This is a genomic window from Streptomyces sp. NPDC003943 (genome assembly GCF_053605265.1).
The window spans coordinates 37,950-60,730 of sequence record NZ_JBSGIW010000031.1; the positions used below are offsets into that span (position 1 = coordinate 37,950).

Annotated in this window: 16 protein-coding genes and 4 pseudogenes; 14 read left to right on the forward strand and 6 right to left on the reverse strand. The window is 70.1% G+C overall.

Features of this window, described 5'->3' with window-relative positions:
• Positions 1-73: 73 nt before the first annotated feature.
• The 3 genes and pseudogenes from ACWEV0_RS15665 to ACWEV0_RS15675 all read left to right on the forward strand — a co-directional run.
• Positions 74-302, forward strand: a pseudogene (locus ACWEV0_RS15665) (transposase family protein); the annotation flags it as partial.
• Positions 303-403: 101 nt separating this feature from the next.
• Positions 404-1,159, forward strand: coding sequence for a transposase family protein (locus ACWEV0_RS15670; protein ID WP_453149828.1), 756 nt, complete (start codon positions 404-406; stop codon positions 1,157-1,159).
• A 258-nt stretch (positions 1,160-1,417) separates the two neighbouring features.
• Complete coding sequence (locus ACWEV0_RS15675; RefSeq protein WP_453149829.1) at positions 1,418-1,849, forward strand: VOC family protein; 432 nt, start codon at positions 1,418-1,420, stop codon at positions 1,847-1,849.
• Between the two features lie 132 nt (positions 1,850-1,981).
• Here the strand turns inward: ACWEV0_RS15675 and ACWEV0_RS15680 are convergent.
• Positions 1,982-2,336 (reverse strand): annotated as a pseudogene (locus ACWEV0_RS15680) (transposase family protein); the annotation flags it as partial.
• Positions 2,337-2,414: 78 nt separating this feature from the next.
• Between ACWEV0_RS15680 and ACWEV0_RS15685 the strand changes: the two are divergent.
• Positions 2,415-2,558: pseudogene (locus ACWEV0_RS15685) on the forward strand (IS30 family transposase); the annotation flags it as partial.
• A 67-nt stretch (positions 2,559-2,625) separates the two neighbouring features.
• Here ACWEV0_RS15685 and ACWEV0_RS15690 read toward each other — a convergent pair.
• The 3 genes from ACWEV0_RS15690 to ACWEV0_RS15700 all read right to left on the reverse strand — a co-directional run bounded on the left by ACWEV0_RS15690 (position 2,626) and on the right by ACWEV0_RS15700 (position 4,902).
• Positions 2,626-3,021: a hypothetical protein gene (locus ACWEV0_RS15690; RefSeq protein ID WP_453149830.1), complete on the reverse strand. Its 396-nt coding sequence runs from the start codon at positions 3,019-3,021 to the stop codon at positions 2,626-2,628.
• 202 nt (positions 3,022-3,223) lie between these two features.
• Positions 3,224-3,514: a hypothetical protein gene (locus ACWEV0_RS15695; protein ID WP_453149831.1), complete on the reverse strand. Its 291-nt coding sequence runs from the start codon at positions 3,512-3,514 to the stop codon at positions 3,224-3,226.
• 641 nt (positions 3,515-4,155) lie between these two features.
• Positions 4,156-4,902, reverse strand: a complete 747-nt coding sequence (locus ACWEV0_RS15700) for a hypothetical protein (RefSeq protein WP_453149832.1) — start codon at positions 4,900-4,902, stop codon at positions 4,156-4,158.
• 580 nt (positions 4,903-5,482) lie between these two features.
• Here ACWEV0_RS15700 and ACWEV0_RS15705 point away from each other — a divergent pair.
• Positions 5,483-6,739: a DUF6348 family protein gene (locus ACWEV0_RS15705; protein WP_453149833.1), complete on the forward strand. Its 1,257-nt coding sequence runs from the start codon at positions 5,483-5,485 to the stop codon at positions 6,737-6,739.
• Between the two features lie 613 nt (positions 6,740-7,352).
• Positions 7,353-7,589, forward strand: a pseudogene (locus ACWEV0_RS15710) (transposase); the annotation flags it as partial.
• A 12-nt stretch (positions 7,590-7,601) separates the two neighbouring features.
• Here ACWEV0_RS15710 and ACWEV0_RS15715 read toward each other — a convergent pair.
• Positions 7,602-8,351 carry an SDR family oxidoreductase gene (locus ACWEV0_RS15715; protein WP_453149834.1) on the reverse strand — a complete coding sequence of 250 codons (750 nt, stop codon included), beginning with the start codon at positions 8,349-8,351 and terminating at the stop codon, positions 7,602-7,604.
• A gap of 163 nt (positions 8,352-8,514) precedes the next feature.
• Positions 8,515-9,420 (reverse strand): AraC family transcriptional regulator, encoded by a 906-nt coding sequence (locus ACWEV0_RS15720; RefSeq protein WP_453149835.1) that lies wholly within the window; start codon positions 9,418-9,420, stop codon positions 8,515-8,517.
• 143 nt (positions 9,421-9,563) lie between these two features.
• On the opposite strand from ACWEV0_RS15720, the gene ACWEV0_RS15725 reads away from it, so the two are divergent.
• From ACWEV0_RS15725 to ACWEV0_RS15760, 8 genes are all read left to right on the forward strand, one after another.
• A complete protein-coding gene (locus ACWEV0_RS15725; protein WP_453149836.1) occupies positions 9,564-9,881 on the forward strand; it encodes a putative quinol monooxygenase in 318 nt (105 codons plus the stop codon).
• A gap of 25 nt (positions 9,882-9,906) precedes the next feature.
• Positions 9,907-10,839, forward strand: coding sequence for an alpha/beta hydrolase (locus ACWEV0_RS15730; RefSeq protein ID WP_453149837.1), 933 nt, complete (start codon positions 9,907-9,909; stop codon positions 10,837-10,839).
• 660 nt (positions 10,840-11,499) lie between these two features.
• Positions 11,500-12,894, forward strand: a complete 1,395-nt coding sequence (locus tag ACWEV0_RS15735; protein WP_453149838.1) for a DHA2 family efflux MFS transporter permease subunit — start codon at positions 11,500-11,502, stop codon at positions 12,892-12,894.
• A gap of 137 nt (positions 12,895-13,031) precedes the next feature.
• Complete coding sequence (locus tag ACWEV0_RS15740) at positions 13,032-13,937, forward strand: alpha/beta fold hydrolase (RefSeq protein WP_453149839.1); 906 nt, start codon at positions 13,032-13,034, stop codon at positions 13,935-13,937.
• A gap of 65 nt (positions 13,938-14,002) precedes the next feature.
• Positions 14,003-15,550, forward strand: coding sequence for an AMP-binding protein (locus ACWEV0_RS15745; RefSeq protein WP_453149840.1), 1,548 nt, complete (start codon positions 14,003-14,005; stop codon positions 15,548-15,550).
• A 1,052-nt stretch (positions 15,551-16,602) separates the two neighbouring features.
• On the forward strand, positions 16,603-17,244 hold the full coding sequence (locus ACWEV0_RS15750; protein ID WP_453149841.1) for a peptidase inhibitor family I36 protein: 642 nt from the start codon (positions 16,603-16,605) through the stop codon (positions 17,242-17,244).
• Positions 17,245-17,597: 353 nt separating this feature from the next.
• On the forward strand, positions 17,598-21,059 hold the full coding sequence (locus ACWEV0_RS15755; RefSeq protein WP_453149842.1) for a WD40 repeat domain-containing protein: 3,462 nt from the start codon (positions 17,598-17,600) through the stop codon (positions 21,057-21,059).
• An 8-nt stretch (positions 21,060-21,067) separates the two neighbouring features.
• The gene (locus ACWEV0_RS15760; RefSeq protein ID WP_453149843.1) at positions 21,068-22,744 is read left to right on the forward strand and encodes a hypothetical protein; all 1,677 of its coding nucleotides are present in this window, start codon (positions 21,068-21,070) and stop codon (positions 22,742-22,744) included.
• The last annotated feature ends 37 nt before the right edge of the window (positions 22,745-22,781 follow it).

Consider the following 22,781-nt stretch of genomic DNA (forward strand, 5'->3'; position numbering starts at 1 on the left):
AGAATCGATCTTGGGCAATGGCCGTCCCCTTGGGGACGGCCTGCTCTGTTCAGGAGGAATGATGCTTTCAAAGCTCAACGCCGGGTTCGTCGTCCCGCACCGCAAACGCCCCGGCCGGGCCCTGTTGCCGGGCGAGGAAGAGGACAACCGCCGAATACCGCCGGGTCCGGGCCCGTGTCGAGCACGCCTTCGCCCGCATGAAGCACTACAAGATTCTTCGCGACTGCCGCCAGCGCGGCGACGGCCTCCACCGCGCGGTCCAGGTCGTCGCCCACATGCACAGCCTCGCCCTGGCAACGTGATCAGACCGTCCAGAAACCGGTCCTGCCCTGCCCGGACACAACCTTCTGCAACACGCTTTAAAGCGTGTTGCAGAAGGCTCCGATCCGGGCATTTCCCCTGTATGCGTGGGGTGTTGAGGGCTGAGCCGTTGTGGGTGGAGACGTTCACGGGGCTGCGGATGCGGCAGTTCGAACGGCTGGTGAAGGTCGTGCGGGAACGGGGCGGAAACGGGCCCGGTGGCGGCCGTCCGTGGTGCCTGCCGCTGGCCAACCGGGTGCTGCTGGTGGCCGTGTACTACCGCACGAACCTCACCATGCGGCAGCTCGCACCGCTGTTCGGGGTCTCGCCGGCGACGGTCTGCCGGGTCATCCAGCGGCTGCGGCCGCTGCTCGCGATCGAGCCGGCCACCCGCCCCACCGACGCGGTGGACCGGTTGTGGATCGTGGACGGCACCCTCATCCCGGTCCGTGACCGGAAGACCGGCGCGTCCTCACGCAACTACCGGTTCTCGGCGAACGTGCAGGTCATCATCGACGCCGACACCAAGCTGGTCATCGCGGCGGCCCGGCCGGTGCCCGGAAACACCGCGGACGCGAAAGCCTGGCGGGACTCCGGCCTGGCCGCCGTCTGCGAGGACGTGACGGTGCTGGCCGACGGCGCCTACATCAACACCGGGCTTGTGGTCCCGCACCGAGCCCTGCTGCCGGGCGAGGAGGAGGACAACGCCGAACACCATAAGGTCCGGGCCCGTGTCGAGCATGCCTTCGCCCGCATGAAGCACTACAAGATCCTCCGCGACTGCCGCCAGCGCGGCCACGGCCTCCACCACGCGGTCCAGGCCGTCGCCCACATGCACAACCTCGCCCTCGCCGCATGACCGGACCGGCCGCAAACCGGCCCTGACCTGCCCGGCCACAACCTTCTGCAACACGCTTTAGGGGCTGTCCCGTAACTGGTCATTGGCAGCACGAGAGTGGCTGGCCGGGATCGCATCCCCGGTTCCCTTTGGGGAGGCACTGACCTCGGTTCACCCCTGCGACCGCACGACACAGCAGCGGGTAGCAGACGCCTCCTCCCGACCGCGTGTGGACCTCCCGACCTGGGGAGATGAGCAGGGCCCTGTTATCGTGCGCCGATGTCAACGATCAAACAGTTCCAAGTGACCTTCGACTGTGCGGAGCCTGCGCGCCTCGCCGCCTTCTGGTGCGAGGTGCTGGGGTACGTCGTGCCGACGGTCCCGGAGGGCTTTGCCACGTGGGAGGAGTACCATCGCTCGCTGCCGCCCGAGGATGAGATCTACTTCGCGTGCACTGATCCCTCGGGTGTGGGCCCGCGCTTGCTCTTCCAGCGAGTGCCTGAAGTCAAGGTCGTCAAGAACCGGGTGCATCTCGATGTGCGGGCCGGCGCCGGGCTCGTGGGTGAGGAGCGCCTTGTCACACTCGAGGCCGAATGCGCACGGCTGATGGCGCTCGGCGCGAAACACGTGCTGACACAGCGCGCCGATGGCGTCAACGAGTCGTGCATCACGATGCAGGACATCGAGGGCAACGAGTTCTGCCTCGCCTGATTCTCCTCCGAGCTTGCGAGGTGGGGAGCCGTCCCCGGCCTTCGGGAACATCGGGGCAGCCGATATCGCCTACCCCGATGTTCCCCAAGGCCGGTCTCCCGTGGACCTCTCAGGTCCCGCATGCGGCGGGAGTCATCCCATGAGAGCGAGGTTGCGTAGGCAGGCAACGCCGTGCAGCCCGAGGCGCACACCGTCGCCTCTCAATCGGCAGTCGCGAAAGATCTGCCAGGTCTTCATACGGGCGCAGGCGTGCTCGACGCGGGCGCGAACCCGTTTGTGGCTCTTGTTGTGGGCCTCTTCCAGTGGGGCAGTTCCTCGCCCTTGTGCCGGCAGAGGGCATGATCAGCCCGGTACCCAGATAGTCGCCGTCCGCGATCGTCGTAGTGTTGCCGACCGCCCGCTTGGCACCGGACTCGACCCAGGCCAGGCAGTCGTTGCGGTTTCCTGTCAGCAGCCGGCCGACCACCACGACCAGACGGGTGCCGGCCATACCGCGTTCACCCTCAACGCCGCCATGCCAGTGCCGGCATTGGGGCGACAGCTGCCGCATGGTGTCGACCATTCCTGTGTTCCCGGCAGCCTTTGGCAGCGCGGCTCGAACGAGAACCCGAACGGCCGGCTGCGGCAGTACTTCCCGAAGGGCACCGACCTGTCGGTTCACAGCCGAGAACACCTGGACGCTGTCGCTGCCCAACTCAACGGACGATAAGCTCGCGCGGCCGATCACCCCGTCAACATGAGGCCTCTCCGGCGGGGCACTGCAGCGTCGATACTCTTCAGTCCCGAATCAGTGCTCGCAGGTGTTCGCTCAGCACGACATCATGTGAAAGCCCTTCCAACTCCTGCGCTTCCACGTCCACGCCCTGCTGTGTGAGGATGCCGGCCAGGAAGCTCCAGTGGCCGGCCACCATCTGCTCGTGTGTTTCGCCACCGGTCGGCTCATCCGGCCCGACCACAGTCCGCGCCTCCTTCTCGATTTCCTCGGCTGAGATCTGCAACCGGGTATCCATTGGAGCCGACGAGGTCCAACTCCATCCGCAGTCGTCCAACAGCACCAGACTGCGGTCATCGGCGAGTACAGCCTCAAGCCGTGCGGTCACCGACGTATGCCGAGCGTCCGTGGCAGCCTTATCCAGATCCACATAAGTGACCAGACGAGTCACAGCAGTCACATGCCCTCCTCTCGGCTCACCAGCCCCCAGACGAGCCATCGCACTGAACGGCCACGATATCCGGGACGGGCCCTGGCGGCGGCCGCGCCGATGGCGACCAGGCCCGGCTCTCTCACGTGCGCCTCGTTGACGGGCTCCAGTCGCCTGCGCTGCCACGTGGGTTCCGCAGCGGCGGTGTCTTCACCCAACAGAGTGCAGGTGGTCAGGGACTGTCGCCGCCCCAATCGGAGACTGCCCGATCGCCGGCGCGCGGGTCATACATGGCCCGGCCGCCGACGCCGGCATAGAAGGCTGCCTGTTCCACGGCTTCACGGCCGATGACGCGCAGCAGCACGTTGGCTGACGTGCGGTCAGGAGTGGTCGGGTTGTCAGCCATGGCGTACAGGAACGGCAGACTGGCCATCGTGCACGGATACACGTCCCCTTGGTGGTTGACCGCGCCGTGGAAGTCACCGAACGCCTCCTCCCGGTCCGCAGGGTCAGGCGACGCCATGCCACGCAGCCATGCCGGAATGTCGCCGGCCGGCCCGTAGGCATGGCCCGGTCAATGCGGCCCAGGCGTTGATCAGGCCTGCCACTATGCCGGGCGGCAATGACACCCCAGATCGAGCTGGCTACGGCGCCAGCACCCGCCGCCAAGTGGATGCCCCCCGACACGCGCAGCCGGTACATCGGTGACTTCAGCTTGTGGGTGTAGGCACGACGGGTCCGCGAACGCGGCCCGTGGAGCAGCAGGCAGGCGGTGGGTCATCGGATCCGCACGGCGCTTCTCCGCCGCTTTCGATGATCGGCGCCGGCCGCGCCTGTCCGCAGCTGGACGGCAGTAAAGCCCCCTCTCCCCCGACGCTCGCCTCTGGAGGCGATCCCTGCCACGTTCCCGATCAAGCCGGGCTGTAGGTGGCTTGAGGCCGGACGCCTGGTGGACGGTGACGTCCGCCGCGGGGTATCCGGCGGCCAGGAGGCGACGCAGCGCGGCATAGACGGTGTGGGCCTTGCCCTCACCGCGGGAGGACCACTGCGTGACAGGCCCGCCCCGGATCTGCCGCCTGGACGCCAGGCCCTGTGCACGGCTTGTCTCAAATCGGCATGCCCCCCCGTGCGCTCGGTGCTCTGCAGCGCCAGACGACCGATGGATCAGGTTCGCTTCTCCGAGGCGGTGCGGAACTGCAGGGCGACCTCGGCGGCCTCGGCGAGACCCCTCTCGTCTCCCAGCATCACGCTGCCGGACGTGCCGGCGTCAGTCCACGCGCACACGACCGGGCGCCCCCCGGCCTTCGATTCAACGAAGCCACAGCTCAACTGGCCACCCCAGGGTCCTGCCGCAAAGGCAGTGACCTCGGTCGCCCCCGCCCCGGCGAAGAAGTTGCGCAGCTCTTGCGTCATGGTGTCCGAGCGCTTCTCCTCGGCCAGTCCCGCGTCCCACTCGACGGCATTGATCTGGAGCACGGCGCCTACCGGTCCCTGACCGGGGCCGTCGTAGAACCAGCGCTTGCCGCGGGGCTTCTTGCCCACCTGCTCGTACGTGGCTGCCTCCTCGCCGGTGAGCAGCTGGTACGCGCCGACGCGCGGGGCGGCGGCGATGACGCGCTCCTGGGCGACGGGGACGGCGCCGGCAGCAGGCGGTTGTCCCTCGTAGCTGAACGCCCGCACCACACCCGTGGCAGCGACGGCCAGCAGAATGCCGACGACGATGTTGCGTCGGCGCAGGGCCGTCGAAAAAACACGCTCGGCCTCGAGCGCACTCCTCGGCACTGGGCCGCGTCGCCAACTCCTGGTGGCGAACCAGATGACAGCCATGGCGACGGCGGTGACGAGAAGCGCCCCCAGCGCTTGGCCGTCGGCGAAGCTCTGCGAGGTGGTGTCGACTGACAACGTGATCATGCCGGAATCGTAGACACGCCCGCATGCGCGTTCGCCTCGGTTGGTAGTCACGGTCCTGCATCGACGGCCCCGGGGCGGGACCGCGCCTGCTCAACTCTCCCCTGCCGCATGACTCCCGGCTGCCCTCCCCTGGCCTGCCGCTGCGGGGCGCGAGTGCTGTTACCAGGCCCGCGCTGGTCGCTGCGGCGGCCTCGTTGACAGTGTGCGAGATGTGTGGGAGCGCGCGGCCCGACAGAGGCCGGTGACCTTCAGCAACGCAGCGTGTGGACCAACACGATCGACATCCTGTATGTCCGGCGCCGCACTCCATAGGCGGTAGCGGAGATCGCAGACAGTCGCCACCGTGGAACTCGCCGAGCTGGCTGCGTAGACGACAACCGAGAGCATGTGTCGTCGGATTCCGAGACCACTTCCCGATCAGGGCCGTGTGCGATGTCGGTGAGAAGTAGCGGCGCCTGAGTGAGGCTCCGCTCACCGACGGCTCGGCGCCGCCGGCCCTCCGCCGCTACCGCCGGACCACCCATGCCCTGGCACGGAAATGCAGGTGGCGCACCGGCACCGCCTCCGTATGATCCCCCGCATGTCCTGGATACGGCGCCGCCGGCGCGCCACCGAGCCCCCCGAGGGCCGACTGCCCGATCTCGACTTCCTCGCCCTGGTCCGCGACGCCCTTGAGGAGGTCGCCCCCGGCTGTACGGCGGGTGCCGAGCTCAAAGGCAACTCGCTGCTCAGCCCGCAGGGTTGGGCCGTCGGCGTCGGGCCGGCGGGGCACGGGGACGACCGGCACTACGACCTGATCGCCTTCCCGGACGTGAGCATCCAGCCCGACGTGCCCTGCTTCGTGGACTGCGTCGTGGTGGTCACCACCCCGCGCGACGCGGCCGGCCTCTGGGCCCGTTCTGCCGGCGCCTGCTTGCTCGAACTGCTCGACGGGCGCGAGCAGCTCGCCGAGCACCGAGGCCCCGACGAGGAGCGCGGTGTGCCGGGGTGGCGGTCCATCACCTCGGGCGTGCTGGCCTACGGGCTCTCCGACCGGGAGAACCTCCGTCTCCAGAACGCACTGCTGGAGACGGACGTGCTCCGCGAGATCGCCCACACCTTCACCGCCGACCTGGAGTCGCCCTGGTTCAACGGTGTCCGGGTCTTCTACGGCGGCGCCCCAGGCGCCGTGGAGGCCGAGGTACGGGTCAACGGCGAGCGGCACGAGGCCGCCTCCGCCGCGCTGGCCGAGCTCGGCTTGCCCGAGCCGACGGTCTTCACCGTCGCCCGGTCCTTCACCCTGGTGCTGCCCGTCGACTCCGGCCAGGAGCCGCACGACCACGCGGCAGACGGGTGCGGGTGCGACTGCGGCGGCACCTTGGACCCGGAGCACCCCGGCTTTGCCCACCCCCTCCCCCACCTGATCGCCGAACTCTCCCCGGCTGAGCGGGCGGAGCGGGTCACCGCCGATACGGGCGCGGTCATGGTCGCCCGAGGTGTCGGCAACTTTCTCAAGGTCCGACTGCCGATCCGCCTCGACGACGGCCGCACCGTGGTCCACCTGGTCTGGGTGTACCTGCGCGCCGAGGTGATCGAGGACTACACCCGCCGGGTGCACGAAAGCACCCTGGCCGGTCACCGCTTCGAGGGCCTGTTCTGCAACGCCGTCGAGCCGTGGGGCGAGGAGCTGCTCCAGGCGCGCGTCCTGCTCGGCGGGCAGCGGATCGAAGCGGACGGCTCTCTCCGGCTCAGCGAGGTTCTCGAATCCGATCACCCGCTACTGACCCGGATCCTGCGCGAGAGCTGGCCGACCGCGTTCGTGCTCGGCGACCGCGCCCCCGGGCCGTCCCGCTTCTGATCATCCGCCAGGTGCACCACCCCGTGCGCGTGGTGACGACGCCTCGGTGCCGATACGCACCCGGCGGGTGGTGGCTTCGCTGTCCAGGCTCTGCCGCCGGGCGAGACGGATGAGCGGATCCGCGCAGCCGTCTCCGGCCCGCCCTCCCTGATCGACTTGCTCATCAGCGTGCGCGCCCTCCGGCACGCCTTCCTCTACTGCGCCGGTGCCCCGGAGGCTTGGTGCCACCCGGTACGAACGCGTCTCGGCCAGCTCGAACAGCACTGCCGACGGCGAACCGGCCACCATCACCCTGCACCGGGACGGTCACGGTTCCTCCAAGAGCTCGTTGTCCGAACAGGAGCGAGGCACACGCGACGGGCTTGCCGCGCGGCGTGAAACGAGTACGGACGTGGGAGTGGCCGTGCGAGCGCCCTGCCGCTTCAGCAAGGCGCAACCGATCCTGTCCACCCATACGCAGGGACGGGTGATGCCCCGAGTGCTGTTCGGCACGCGCCTTGTGGGCCATGTCGCCGAGGTCGAGGCCTTCGGCGCGGGCGATGTCGGGCGCGTTTCTCGGGCGCTGGTTCCGCCGCGGCATGTTGGCGGGGGTGGGACGCTGCCGGGCGTGAGTCCCGCGCCGCGGGTGGTCGGCGTCGACGAGTACGCCACCCGCAAGGGCCGCCACTACGGCACCGTCCTCGTCGACCTCGAGACCCGCCGCCCTGTCGCTCTGCTGCCGGGCCGGGAGGCGTCCAGCCTGGCTGCCTGGCTCGCCGACCGACCGGGCGACGGAGTCAGGTGCCGGGACCGGGCGCCGTTCTTCGCCGAGGGCGCCTCCGCAGGCGCTCCGCAGGCCGTCCAGGTCGCGGCGCAGGCTCGATCACTTCGCCTGGGCGAGCAGGACCGCGTCCGGACCGGCCGGGAACCGCAGCTGGCCGGTCGTGTCGTGCACGGCCCGCCACACCGCCTCGGCGACGTCGCTCTCCTTGGTGAAGAGGTCCTGGCCCGTGAAGTCGTCCATGGCCTTCCTCGCCCACGGCGCGTACGGCGCCGGGACCAGCTCGTCCAGTGCGACGCCGTTCGTCGCCCTGGCCGCGAAGTTCGTCGTCAGACAGGCACCCGGCTCGACCGTCTTCGCCTGTACGCCGAAGGGTGCGAGCTCGAGCGAGAGGGACGCGGTGAACCCCTCGACGGCCATCTTGCTGGCCTTGTAGACGGCCGAGAGCGGCATGTGTCCCAGCACCACGCTGGAGGTCACGTTGACAACCACGCCGGAGCCGCGTTCGCGGAACTGGGGCAGCACCGCCTGCGTCGTCGCCATCACGCCGAACGTGTTGGTCTCGAAGACCTCCCGTACGCGGTCCATCGAGGTCCCCTCGAACACGCTGATGGAGGGGACACCCGCGTTGTTGACCAGTACGTCGACGGGCCCCGCCGCCTCGAACGCGGCCGCGATGCTCTCGGGCTCGGTCACGTCGAGCCCGACGATGCGCAGCCGGTCCGACTCGGGCAGGACGCCCGTACGCGGCGTGCGCATCGTGGCGATGACGTTCCAACCCCGCGCGTGGAAGTGGAGGGCGGTCTCCCGCCCGTAACCGGACGAGCTGCCGGTGATCAGGACTGTCTTCATGGTGACCTCTGCGATGTGAGGGGACGGAGTCGCGGAGCGACAGGCATTTTCCTGCTCCACGGGAGAACTTCTATCCCCATTGAATCGCTCTGACCTGCATAAATAGTAGAACTATCCTCGCTTCCACTTGCACGATCCTCCTCGGCTGTCAGGCTCGCCACCATCAGGGCAGGATGACCGCCGGCGTACGTACGGAGTCCCGCAGGCGGGCCGCGTCCCGGCTCGGCGGTGCGCCGAACTGGCGGCGGTACTCGCGGCTGAACTGTGACGGGTTGTCGTAGCCGACGCGGTGGCCGACGCCGGTGACGTCGTTCGGGTGGGTGGCGAGGAGCAGCCGGGCCTCCTGCAGCCGGATCTGCTTCTGGAACTGGATGGGGCTCATAGCCGTCACCGCCTGGAAGTTGCGGTAGAAGGCAGAGACGCTCATGCCCGACAGCCGTGCCACGTCCTCGACCCGGAAGGGTTCGGCGTAGTGCTGCCGGATCCAGCGCACGGCCCGGGAGACATGGCTGAGGCCGCTGTCCGCGAGACCGAGCTGGCGCACCGCCGCACCCTGCTCGCCGGTGATCAGCCGCCACAGGATCTCGCGTTTGACCAGCGGGGCCAGTACGGCGCGGTCACGGGGTTCGTCGAGCAGGCGCAGCAGCCGGACCACCGCGTCGAGCAGCGCGGGCGGGGCGTCGCTGACGGCGATCCCCGACGGCACGCCCGTGCCGGTGCGCGGGGTGTCCCCGGGACCGGCCTGCAACAGCAACTCGGCGACGGCGGAGGGTTCCAGCATGAGGCCGAACCCCAGCGCCGGATGCTCGGGGTCGGTCTGTGTGAACTGCCCGGTGACGGGCAGGTCGACGGAAGCGATCAGGTACTGCCCGGCGCCGTACTCGTAGACCCGGTCGCCCAGGGCGAGGCGTTTGGCGCCTTGGGCGATGACCGCGAGCACCGTGCCGGACATGGAGGGCTCCGGCGGATCCGACCGGTCGACCTTCGAGATCAGTACGCCGTCGATCGCCGTGGTCCAGTCGGGGCGGACATGACGGGCCAGCAGGGTGCGGAGCTCTTCGAGGTGCATGTGTCCATTGCAGCACCGCCCCGGGTCACGGCTCCCGCATTCGCGAGGATCGTGCAACTGCGAGCGAGCATCTTTCTAACATTTCCGCAGGTCAGACCAGTTCAATGGAATCACCTCACTCCAGCAGAGAGAAGAAGGATTCCATGACTGCCAACTACGGCTTCAACGCCACCCTGACCGCCCGGCCCGGAATGGGCGACCGGCTCGTCGGCCTGCTGCTGACCGGCCTGGACGAGGGCAGCCCCGGCGCGAGCGAACACTGCGTCGTCTACCTCGTCTCCCGCTCCGCGTCCGACCCCGACGTCGTCCACGTCACCGAGGGCTGGACCAGCGAGGAGGACCACCACCGGATCTTCGCCGGCGAGGCCGCCCAGGCCATCGTGGCCCAGATCGGTGGACTGCTGGCCAAGGAGTCCGAGTACACCGACTACGTCCCGGTCCGCGGCAAGGCCGCGTTCTGACCCGCCCCGCATAAAGGAGAAGGCCATGACCATCGCACGCCCCGCCCTGGACCCCGAACTGCACGAGCTGCTCAGCGACATGCCGCTGATGTCCGAGCTCAGCGCGGACGTACTCGCCCACCTGCGCGGGCTCCCCTCGGCGCCCGCCGGATCCCTCCTCGCGCACCGGAAGGCCGACCGGCGCGATGTCACCGTGCCCGCCGAGGACGGCACCCTGATCCCTCTGTCGGTCTTCAGCCCCGCGAACACCGATCGCACCATCGCCGCGCCCTGCGTCTACTGGATGCACGGCGGCGGGATGGTGATGGGTGACCGCTTCGCGCAGATCGACATACCACTGGAGTGGCTCGACGAATTCGGCGCGGTCGTGGTCTCCGTGGACTACCGGCTCGCACCGGAGGCCACCGGCACCGCCCTGGTCGAGGACTGCTACCAGGGACTGCTCTGGATCGCCGGGCACGCGACCGAACTGGGCATCGACCCCACCCGGATCGTCGTCGCGGGCGCCAGCGCGGGCGGCGGCCTCGCTGCCGGCGTCACCCTGCTGGCCCGCGACCGCGGCACCCCGGCGATCGCCGCCCAGATGCTGATCTGCCCCATGCTCGACCACCGCAACACCAGCACCTCCAGCCGTCAGTACGCCGGCACACCCGGCGTCTGGACCCGCGAGATGAACGAGTTCGGCTGGCGCAGTGTCCTCGGCGGCCTCAGCGACGGCGAGGTGCCCGAGTACGTCTCGCCCGCGCTGGCCGCGGACCTCTCGGGGCTGCCGACCACCTACGTCGACACCGGCTCCGCCGAGGTCTTCCGCGACGAGGACACCGACTACGCCACCCGCATCTGGGCGGCCGGCGGCCAGGCCGAACTCCATGTCTGGGCTGGCGGCTTCCACGGCTTCGACGCGCTGTACCCGCAGGCGCACATCTCGGCCACGGCCCGCCGCACCCGCACCGACTGACTGGCCCGGGTCCTGCGCGGCGGCTAGCCGCTGCGCTGACGTGTCTGCCGGAAAGAGCTCCTGGGGGGCTCCGCCCCCAGACCCCGTGGGAACAGGGGGGTTGCGTTGGTGGGGCGGGCAGCCGGTCAACACCGGACTTCCCCGGACCCGCTCAGCGCCGGGGATCGAGCGCGTGCTCTCACTCGTCTGCTGACCGGGGTGTAGCTGCCGGACAAGGGCACCGTCTCGTGGAACGGCACCGACCTTTCCGGGGTGGACCCGGGGCATCGCCTACGACGACTGGGACCTCATCGAACTCCTCGCCGGCGCGGGAGTTCCGCAGCCGGAGGCCCTGGTCGGCCACGGCTCCCGGCTGATCGAGTGGCGTGGCGGGCACGCGCACGCCTACGACGCCGCGCAATGGCACCGGCCACCTGTTGGGCCGCCCAGCGGAGGGAGGCGTCACGCGGGCGGACGGCCGGGAGGCGGGCGGCCCGTGACGGCACCGGTCCCCTGATCGTTGTCGGGGCGCATCCTTCCACGTCGTCGGCGGGCGGTCGCTGCGGAGGGGGTGGCGCGCTGTCGGTCATCGCATTCTGCGGCTGGCGCCTCTGCTCCTTCTTCTCGGCGGCTTTCCGGTCCCGAGGGCTGGAGTGAACCCGTGACGACCGAGAGGGCCGCATGCCCAAGGAACGCCTTGATCCCGCCCTGCTCAGGCTATGTGGCGTTCTTGCCGTGGGTGCCTTCGTTCCGCTTCTCGACAGCACGATCGTCTCCGTGGCGGTCGACGCCCTCGCCGACGACCTCGGTGCCCCGACGACGACCGTGCAGTGGGTGAGCACCGCCTACTTGCTGGCGTTCGCGATGGTCATGCCGATGAGCGGCTGGGCCGGTGACCGGTTCGGGACGCGGCGGGTCTGGTTGGGCGCGTTGGCTCTGTTCTCCGTCGGTTCGCTGCTGTGTGCCTGCGCCCGGAGCGTCGAGTCGCTGGTCCTGTTCAGGAGCGTGCAGGGGGCCGGTGCGGGGCTGATGATGCCGGTCCTGCAGACCATCGTCATTCGAGCCTGCGGAGGCCGGCGGGTCGGCCGGCTCATCGCGGTCGTCTCGTTGCCGGCTCTGCTGGGGCCGGTCCTCGGCCCGGTGTTCGGCGGGCTGCTGCTCGGGCATCTGAGCTGGCGCTGGATCTTCTTCGTCAACCTGCCCGTCTGCGCGCTCGCGTTGTTCCTCGCCTGGCGGGGCGTGCCCCGGGATCACCAGCAGCGTGCTTCCCGCCTCGACGTCGTAGGGCTGGTGCTGGTCTGTCCCGGACTCACCGCGCTCGTGTACGGGCTCGCGCAGTGCGGCGGCCAGGACGGTGCCGGAGGAGGGCGTGTGCTCCTGCCTATGGCGGCAGGGGTCGTCCTGGTCGCCGCGTTCGTCGGATGGAGCCTGCGGAGCAGCGCACCCCTCATCGACATGCGTCTGTTCCGGCTGCGCTCCTTCGCCGCGACGTCGGTCCTGATGTTCACCGGCGGTCTGACCATGTACGGCGGGATGTTCCTGCTACCCCTGTACTGCCAACTCGTCCTCGACCACGGCGTCGTCGCCACCGGAATCCTGCTCGTCCCGCAAGGCATCGGTGCACTGGCCGCGCGGGTGGCCGGCGTGCTCACCGACCGGATCGGGCCCCGTCCCGTCGTGGTGGCCGGCCTGCTGCTGAGCGCGGCCGCGACGTGGCCCTTCGCCGCCTCGGTGGCTGAGGGCCCGGTCATCGGTGTCGCTCTGTTCTTCCGTGGTCTCGGCATGAGCGCCGTCAACCTCGCTGTCACGGTCGGCGCCTATCAGGGGCTGGACGACTCCCAGGTCGCGGATGCCAGCACCACGACGCGCATCCTGCAGCAGCTCGGCGGCTCCTTCGGCATCGCCGCCCTCGCCGTCCTGCTCCAGCGTGGTGGCCACTCCGCCACGGCGTTTGCCCACGCCTTCGGCCTGACGGCCGCCCTCACCGTCTGCGCCGTCCTCGTGGCAGCAGTGCTGCCCGGCCACCGAGCCCCGGCTTCGGCGACTCTGGCGACAGCCGAAGGACAGCGGCCCTGAGGGTCCTCTGCTGCCGGCCGTGTGGCCCGTCCACCAGGAAGCGGCCGGCGGTTTGCGGAGACAAACCGCGTGTGACGGGGCCGGTCACATGATCGCCCTTCGCGTGACCTTTGCCGACGCGTCCCTGTTGACCAGGCATGAACATTGAGAGGGTCCGCCACCTCACCTTCAACGGCTTCGGCTACCAGTGCCGGATCGTCGAGAACGCTGCTCCCGTCACCGAGCCCGTCATCGTTCTCGGCGGCGCTTTCCAGGACATGTACGCCTACCAGCGGCTCGAAGCACGCTGGGCGGCGTCGGCGACCGTTGTCAGCGTGGACCTGCCGGGCTCGGGCGCGGCTGATGTGCTGCCCGCCTCGTACGGCTTCGATTTCCTCACCGGCGCGCTGGCGGACCTGCTCGACCAACTGGGCCTCGGGCGAGTGAACCTCTTCGGAGCCTCCTACGCCGTGCCGATCGCCTACGGCCTGGCCCAGGAGCATCCCGAGCGCGTCGCCCGCCTGGCCCTGGTGGGTGCCGCTCCCCTGTACCCGCCGGACCAACGTGCCGCCCTACAGGCGATGGCCGACGCCCTGGAGTGCGGTGACCCCGGCGCCTACGCCCGTATGAGCATCGCGGCCCTGCTGTCCCCCGACGAGCGGGACGTCCACAAGCGCGCCGTCGTCACCCGGGTCCTCGCCCGCACGATGGGGTCGGTCACCAATGCCGACATCCCCCGGCATCTGGCTTCCACCCACCGTGTCATCGACTGGCCGGGGCTACGGCCCGGCGGCGTCCGGGACGTTCCGGCGCTGGTCTTCACCGGCGAACACGACAGCCTCACCCACCCCGACCTCGGGCGCGAGGTCGCCACCACCATCGCCGGAAGCCTCTTCACCCTGATCCGGGGCGCCGACCACCTCTGCCATCTCGAACGCCCGCTGGAGATGTCCGAGTTGATGGATCGCTTCTTCACGGACCAGCCCCTCGACGACCGGCCGTACCTCACTCCCCTCGAAACTCCCTCCGAACACCACGCCAGGCAGGCCTCCCTGGTCCCGTGACGGCTCCCGAGCGCCCCACGACAAGTCCGCCGCCACACTCCTCCCGCCGACCACCAGGGGCACAGATGTCCGACCTCCGGCCCGAAACGGCCGCCCACGGCTTCGTCACCTACACGGAAGCCGTTCTCGGTACCCTGGCACGCGATCCCGGCCTGCCGGTGATCATCTGCCACGACCGCCAACAGATCACCGCCGGCGAGCTGCGCGACAGCATCCACCGGCTCGCCCGGGAGCTGATCGCGCGTGGCGTCCGGCACGGGCAGACCGTTGCCCTGCTCACCGGCAACACCCCTCAGGCGCTCATCGCGCGCTACGCCGCCAACCTGGCCGGTGCGCGCGTGACCCCGCTGTACGGCGGGCTCTCCACTGACGTCCTGGCGCACCTGGTGGACGTCGTCGACACCGAGCTGCTGCTGGTCGACCCCACCCGGTACGCGGACCTGGACCGGCTCGAACCCCTTCTCCACGTCCCGATGCTGGCGGCGCTGGGCCCGCATCCGCACGCCGACGACATCTGCGCGGCGGCGGCCGGACAGCCGGCGGCGCCCGTCACCGTGCCCGTCGGCGCCGACGACGACTGGTGCATCCGCCACACGGGCGGCACCACGACCGGGCTGCCGAAGAGCCTGCAGATGAAGCACGGCCCGTACCGCCGCACCCTGGACAACCTGTGCTCCACCGTGGACGCCGCGCCCCGCTACCTGGCCTGTACGCCGCTCACCCACATCGCGGGGCTCTGGGCGGACCTGGCGCTTCTCCAGGGTGGATCCGTCGTCCTGCAGGCCGCCTTCGATCCCGGCGAGGCCCTCGCGGCGATCGAACGCGAGCGGGTGACCCGTCTGTTTCTCCAGCCGCCCCTCCTGCACCAGCTCCTCGACCATCCCGCGCTGCCTGCCACCGACACCTCAAGCGTCCGGCTGCTCACCTACGGCGGCAGCCCCGCGTCGACGACCAGGCTGCGGCAGGCCGAAAGCGTCTTCGGCAAGGTGCTGCAAAGCTGGTACGGGCAGAACGAGACGCTCGGGCTCACCGAAGTCCGCCCCGAAGAACACGACCGCGTCGGCCGGCACGGGCAGATCACCGTCGGCCGCGCCATGCCCGGGGTCGAACTCCGCATCGTCGACCGGCACGGCAGGGTTCTCCCGACCGGCGGCGAAGGCGAGATCCACGCCCGCGCCCACAGCGCCATGGGCGGCTATTGGAAGCAGCCCGACCTCACCGCCCGCGTGCTGCACGACGGCTGGGTGCGCACCGGCGACATCGGCTACCTCGACGACGACGGCTACCTCTTCCTCGCCGACCGCAGCGACGACACGATCACCGTCGACGGCGCACAGATCTATCCCAGCGAGATCGAGGAGGTGCTGATGGGCCACCCCGCCGTCGCCGAGTGCGCCGTCTTCGGCGTGCGCCACGCCGACACGACCGAGCGCGTCCACGCCGCCATCGTGCCCGCCCACGGCCACAGCGCCGACAGCGACGAGCTGCGCGTCTTCGTCACCGCCCACAAGAGCGGTCTTCACGCCCCACACACGTTCCACGTGTTGCAGGCCATCCCTCTCAGCGGCATCGGCAAGCCCGACAAGCAAGCACTCCGCCGAACGCTCGCCTGAGGGGCGGACCCGCAACGCAGGGGTGTCACCCGGTGGGCCCTCGATGCCTCTCCTCTGCCCGGGTCGTGGCCCAGCCGAGCCCCGGGGAGGCCGAGCCGGCCTCCCCGGGGCCGCCTGCTGGTCTTCGTCGGGGCTGAGATCTGGGGGATGTGGCGGGGGGATGTGGCCTTGCCGCTTTCTGGCGGCCGTCGCACCGGTGGAGCTCTGCCCGCCGGCCTGGTACGGAGATCGTCGGCACGGCCATGTCGCGGTGGAACTCCAGCCAGAGCTCGCCGAGCCACGCCGGGGCGCGGGGGTACTCGGCGTGCGCTCGCTCGAAATGTCGTAGCCGCGCTTTTCATAGCGGGTTTGCGACCCGGCAGGCGCGTCAGCACGGCCCGGTCGGCCTCCGTTGCGCCCGGTCCCGAGGGATCTTTCTCGTTCAGGTGTCCGCTGCCTTGTGACGTGACTTCGGGGCTTCTGGCGCGTTCCCAACTCGGACCGGTCTGCGGTCCAGTCGATGGCGAGGAGGCGGCGTGGGCAGCTTGGACAAGCTCCGCGACGCGGAGGTGCACATCAGTTTCGCCGGAGGAGGTGTTTCGGGGATCGACGGACGAGCGTTCGCGGTCCTGATGCCGGAGCCCCCCCCACCGGCACGTGGAAGCTCGTCCCTGACGATGCCAGGGGTGAGAACCACTTCGTGATCGTCGACGCGGCGGAAGGCTTCATGAAGGGCCTCACGCTCACGGATCCGGAGGCGGCGGACACCCAGGTCGAGATCTGACGATGCCGAGTGGGCACGGCTGCGGTCGTTCCTATCGGTCGCAACAGGCGCTGCGGCCGGTAGCGGGACACCGGCAGGTGATCGAGGGGGATGCGCCATCGGTGCCTCGCTCGGCTTTCGCCCCGCTGAGACGTGCGGCCAATAGCAGCAGGCTGAGCATTTAGGCTGCAGCAACCCGTAGTGAGCGCGAGGTCAACCTGAAGTCCTCGTCTCCCGATTCGGGGGAACTCTGCTGTGACGCGGCGTGCCGTAAGCTCCCCTGCGCGTGGTCGCCGCTATCACCTTGCTCATGATCAAGAAGTTGTCTCACCTGATCGCGGTGGCCGCTCTGGGGTCTTCGGCGGTTCTCACCCTCCCCGCCTCCTCGTCAGCCGCCGTATCTGCCGCCTCTGCCCCGGACTGCTCCGCTGGCTATTACTGCTTCTACTCGGAAGCCGAGTACGAGGGGAAGAAGAAGGAAGTCAGGCCCGTGCCGGGAACCTGTTACCAGGCCAGTGTGAGCTGGCCGGAGGGAGGAGTTTCGCGTCCCGCCTCGATCTACAACAACCGCAGCGAAGTCAGCCAGCTCGAAGCATTCGACAACGACACGTGCAACGGCTCCCCCTACGCGTTGCTCGCATATCAGCAGGGGGCGTCGACGGTGAGCGACCGGGCGAAGTCCTTCCGAGTCGCACCGCGCTGCGACATCGGCACGGTCTGCATCTACGAGAACAAGGACTTCACCGGCAAGCGCTGGCAGATCAGCCTGCCCTGGACGAACCGCTGTTACTACAACGGAGAAGACTCCTGGGGCTACGGCTTCTACAACAACACGAACTACACGGCCACCTTCTACCGCTCCTCCCTCTGCACAATCTTTCCGATGAGTGGTGTCGCACCCCACCAGTACGGATCGTTCGGCGAGAAGGTTCACCTCGTCAAGATCGACTGACCGTCCCCTCCCCCGTACGGCCGGACCGATACGAACAGCCCGAGGAAGTCCGACGTCAGCAGTTCGTGCGCGTGCTCGATCAGGATCGCGAGGTCCTGGTCTCCGTGGCCGGGGGGGAGTCAGCCGGTCACCTGCCGCACACTCGGAGGCCGGGGTGGAGTGACGCTGGCAGGGCTTCCAGCCCGTACTCCCCCGTCTAAAGATCTCGCAATCCGCCTGTTTCGGCGACTCCCTCTTGTCACAATGGCCCCCGCTGGGCCGTCGCGGCGCTCGTGCGGGGCCGACCAGAGGGAGCGGGTGAACCTGTGGGTGATCGGCCTTCAGTCGAGGTGAACGGCGGGGTGAAAGCTGAGGTGGACGTCGCAGCGGACGTCGGAACGGGCCTCACAATCGACGTCGGCGTCCTGCTCGAGTCGATGCCGCCTCTGAAGGAACGCGAGAGGATCAGGCGCGCCCTGCTGTCGCCCGCGCAGCCCGCCGTCGCGTATGTCAGGGAGCGCGTGGCCGCGGAGGACGTCGCAGCCCTGCGGGTGCTGCGCGACCAGAACACGCCTCTGCACCGGCTTCTGACACCTCGTGCGGCGGCGGCCTCGACCGTCCGCGCGCTCGTGCGGCACCCGCCCTTTCTGACCGAGGAGCCGGCGGCGGCCCAGTCCCTCCGGGCGTCCGCGGCCATGGGGCTCGCGCTGGTCGGCGACGCGGAGCGGAGTGGCGACGAGCTCGCCACCGGGCTGCTGTGGCTCCGGGCCAACCACACACAACCGGGCCACCAACAGGGCGACCCGCAGGTCCTCCTGGCGCAGACGGACGCCGGTCACGCCACCCGCCTGCGCCGCCTGATGGACGCCGTTCCATCGGCCGGGCGACATCTTGCGTTACCCGCCCTGACGTGGCTTCTCGCCCTGGACGGCGCGCTGCCGGAGGCCCGGCCGGTCGCCGAGGCGACCGTCCTGTTCGACGACGGGCGGGGCGGCGTTCGCGGCACCCTCGCCGTCGCCGTCCTGCCGAACGGCCCGCCCGCGCTCCTCCCCGACCCCCACACCATGTCGGGATTCCGGGGTGACAGGCGGTTCGAGGAGTCGCTGCGCGACGCGTGGAGCAGCGGCGGGAAGCGCACCACCACCGTGCTCTGGTCGCTGACCTACGCGGACGGCGTGGTGGGCATGGTCGAGGACAACTCGCTCGGCTGTGCCTTCGCCGTCCTGCTGGGCGAGGTCGAACGAGCCGGGCGCCGCTTATGGCCGGGCGCGTTACGGAGGATCAACCCACGGACCGCTCTCGTCGGCGGCCTCCACGCGACCAGGCCCTCCGAACTGGTTTCGGTGGGCGGCTACGGGGCCAAACTGAAGGCCGCCGGGGAGGGCGCCAACGTCGTCCTGCCCGCCGCTGACCGGGACGAGGCCCGTCGCGCCCTGCCGGGCGGCACCGCGGACCGTCTGCTCTTTGCTGCCACCGTCGAGGAAGCGGCCCGCATGGCGCGGGTCTGGGACTTCCCGGTCGTCAAGCGCTGGAGTGCCACGGTGATCGCCGCGCTCTCCGTGCTCGTACTGCTCAGCCTGTACCTCGTCAACGAGTTCAGTACGAGCAGCGAGGCGGAGTCACGCAAGGCACTGGCGTCAGACCTGTCGGCCGAGGCGATGATGCTGCGGCAGACCGACCCGAAGCTGGCCGCCCTGCTCGGCCTCGCCGGTTACACGGTGGAGCCGGACACGCCACGCGCGGTCCAGGCCATGCGGGACGTGCTCGAGGCGAACTCCGGGATCCGGCTGTCCTGGCAGGTCAGCCCCGAGAGCGTGCACAGCATCGCCGTCGACGACCGGCACGGGCGCCTGTACACCACGGGGGACGACCCCTATCTCAAGTCCTGGGACCTGCTCACCGGCAAGGAGATCGGCAGGATCGACGGGGCCGTGACCGACCTGGTCCTCGACCACGGAAGCGGGCTGCTCGCCGCCCGGGACGACACCGCGGTATCCGTGTACTCGGTGCTCCAGCCCGTTCCCACGCTCATGGGCCGGCTCCCGGCACCGTCGTGCGGAGGCAAGGGCGCCAAGCCCGTCGCGAACGCGTTCGCGAACAACGGAGTGCGGCTGGTCGAGGTGCTGAACGACGGTGCCGTCGCCCAGTACGACACCACGACTCTGGAGGAGCTCTCCTGCCTTCGCACCCAGGATTCCGTGTCGGGCGGCCAACTCGTCCGTGGCTTCAACGGCTCCGTGATCGACGCGACGACCGCGCCGAGCCCGCCACCGGATGTCGCCGGGAGACTGCCGGACGAGGACAAGGTTCTGCTGCTGCTCCGGGGCGGCGGCGTCACGGCGATAGGAGTCGACACCCGCAGGCTCACCGACGAGGTCGAGGCGGGTGAGGTACAGGGCCAGGCTCTGCAGATCGCCGCCAGCGACACCGCGGTGCTCCTCGGGACCCCGGGCGGGGTGCAGGCCTGGGACCGGCGCAGCCGCCGGACTCTCTCCTTCCCTGTCGGCGGGCTGGCCTACCGGCCCAGCGCCATCGCCGCGCAAGCGGGCAGTGTGGTCATCGGCGGGAGCGACGGCACCGCTCTTGTCCCCGTGGGCGGCTCCGCCGACCGGAACAGCAGCCGCCATCTCGAGGAACCCCTCGGCGGACCCGCCGTCACCGCCGCGGTCGGCGATCTCTCCACCGTCGTGGCCGGCGTGCGCGGCGGGCGGGTCAATGTGCTCGACGACCGTCCCAGGTCCCTCGGTCTCAGCCCTGGCGCGCAATCGGACATCGCGTCCTTCGCCCCGGACGGGACGCTGTTGCTCGCGAACGGCGATCTCCCCGGGTCCGACAGCGTGTACACGATCGATCCGGGTGCCGCCCCGAAGCTCGCGTTGTACTCGGCGACGCAGACGTACGCCCACGTCGCCGAGTACCCGCTGCACAACGACCTCCTCGACTTCCGCGACGGCGCCGTGGCGGGACCGCTCGTCGCGGCCGTGGGCCGGAAATACGGGCGGTCGGCTGTCGCCGTGTGGAAGGGGAAGGACACCGTGCCACGGTTCCTTTCCGTTCCGGCGGCCTTGGACCGGGCCACCGCGGGGAGCGGCCAACGCTTCTTCACCGCGGTCTCGTTCGTGCCGGAGGCGGATCTGCTCGTCGCCCGGCACGCCACCGGCCCCCTGGCGATCTGGTCCACCAAGACCTGGGAGCTCCTGGCCACCGTCGACCTCGGGGCGGGATCCGACCTGGCGGTGCGCGGCAGTCAGGCCCTGGCCTTGGAGGACCGAGGACCGGACGGTCCCCGCATCGTTCTCGTCGACCTGGCGACTCGTAGAACCCGGACAGCCGACGCCCCGGGCGCGGAGCTCCTCGCCTGGAGTCATGACGGATCCCGGATCGCCGTACTCACCCGGGACAACACCGTGCGCTATCGGGACGCCGAGCTGACGGAGACGGGAGAGCCCCTCGCCCTGCCCGCGACGGCCGAGACGCCGACCGCGATGGCCCTTTCGCCCGACGGCGGCCACGTCGCCGTCGCCGCCGACGACAAGGTCTTCGTCCTCGACGCCGCCACCGGCCTGCAGGCCCTGCCGGATCTGGGCTCCGCCCGTCACCCGGGCATCGTGCGCCTCTCCTACTCGCCGAACGGCGAGTTCCTCGCCGCGGTGACCCGCCCGGTCGACGACGGCGAGGAGACGGCCGGCCCCGTGAGCCTCTGGCGCGTGGACGGCGTCGACTGGCGCCGACAGGTCTGCCGGTGGACCGGCGGAACCGGCCTCAGCCCCCAGGAATGGCAGGCCCACATCGGCGACCGCCATCCCTACATCGACCTCTGTGCCGAGACGAAGTGAGCCGCCCCATGCCCCTCACCGGACGCAGCCCGCGCAGGATCCTGCCCTGCCTCCTGGCCGCGCTGCTCGCCGTCGCCGGGTGCACCTCCTCCGGCGGCGCGCCCCGTGTCCCCTCCGCTTCGGCATCTGCTTCCGCCGTCCGGGCGGCGCCCGACCGGCAGCATCCGGTCCTCGCCTTTCTCGAGTACGAGAATGCGTCGGCCATGGCGGTCATGCTGGCGGACTCCGTCGGCCGGACCTGGAAGGCGGCCGAGGCCCTCCCCGTCGACTCGCCCCTGGCCGGCAGCCGGTCCTGGCCGTCCAGGCTCGTGTGGTCACCCGACGCGAGCCGCTTGGCGTGGATCGACTCCGACGGCTCGTACGACACGGGGGAGATCCACCTCCTCGACGTACGCAGCGGGCGGCTGACCTCACGGCCCTGCCCCTGCAGCGGGGTCGGATTCCTCGGCGACGACGCCGTCAGCCTCAGTAACGACGGCAGTTCCCTGCTGCTGTTCCCCCCGCACGGCAACCCGCGGCGCATCGCGCTCTCTGAACGCCAGCGCCCGTACTCGCGACTGGCCACCGGCGGGGCCGGCGACGTCATCCTGTTCTCGCTCCTCCCCGACGGCCCCGGCGTGTTCCGCGGCGAGGGCACGCTTGGTGTCGCCGACCGGCAGGGCACCGTCCGGCAGCTGCTTCCGGGCAAAGGGCGAACCACCCTCAACCAGGCGCGACGGCAGCCCGGCGGCAAGGCCCTGGCCTGGTCGAACCACGATTCAGGCGGGGCCTGTTGGGGCATGGAGAACGTTCTCGTCCATGACGTCACCGCGAGTGGTGGTCCCCGACGCTCGGCTCCCGCTGACGCGGCGTTCCGTCAGGCGGTGGTGTCCGAGGCGCGTGACGTGGTCTCCCTGGAGTGGGCGGGCGACGGACTCACGGTCACGTTCGGCGCGTTGCCGTGGTGCAACGTCATGTCCCCGGCGCGGACCGTCTCCTATTACCTGCGCGACGACCGGTGGACCTACCTCGGCAGCGGGATGCTCGGCATCGCGTTCGGAGCCGACGGCAGGGTCGTACGCCTCGCCGCACCCGTGTACCCGAAGGACAGCTCCGGTGACGGCTCCGAGCTCGTCACCGGCACTCTCACGCTCACCTCCGCCGGCCGGACGCACGTCCTGGGCACGGGCGTGTCCCACTTCGCCCTCACCCCTGCCGAGAGTGCCGTCGCCCGGCCTCCCGCGGTTCCTGCCCCGCAGCCGTCGGAGGGGGTGACCGCCGAGGACGACCACGGCGTCGCTCTTCCGGAGCCGGTACGGGAGTTGGCCCGAAGCATCGAGGACGCGGCGGTACGAGGCGACACCGACCGGCTCGACGCCCTCTGCGATCCCTGTGGCAAAGCGGAACACGACTGGATCCGCTCCGAAGGAGGCCCCCAGGCCGTCCTGCGCGCCATCCGCACGCATCCCCTGAGGGTGTCCGCCGGCAGCGAGCTGATCTACCCGGGCCTCACACAGTGCGATGACCATCCCGGAGAGGACACCAGCTGCACGCCGCAGCAGCTCCGGGACGTCGGCGTCCTCGGCCTCAAGTCCGGGGCCGGCGCCTACGGCCCCTCCTACTCCGCGGCAGAAGCCGTACGCGTACCGCTCACCCTGCGCTTCGAGGGAGGAACCGCACAATGGACCGGGATCGCCGCGGGCTGACGTGTCCCACGCCCTCGCTCCCCCACCAGGCACCCGC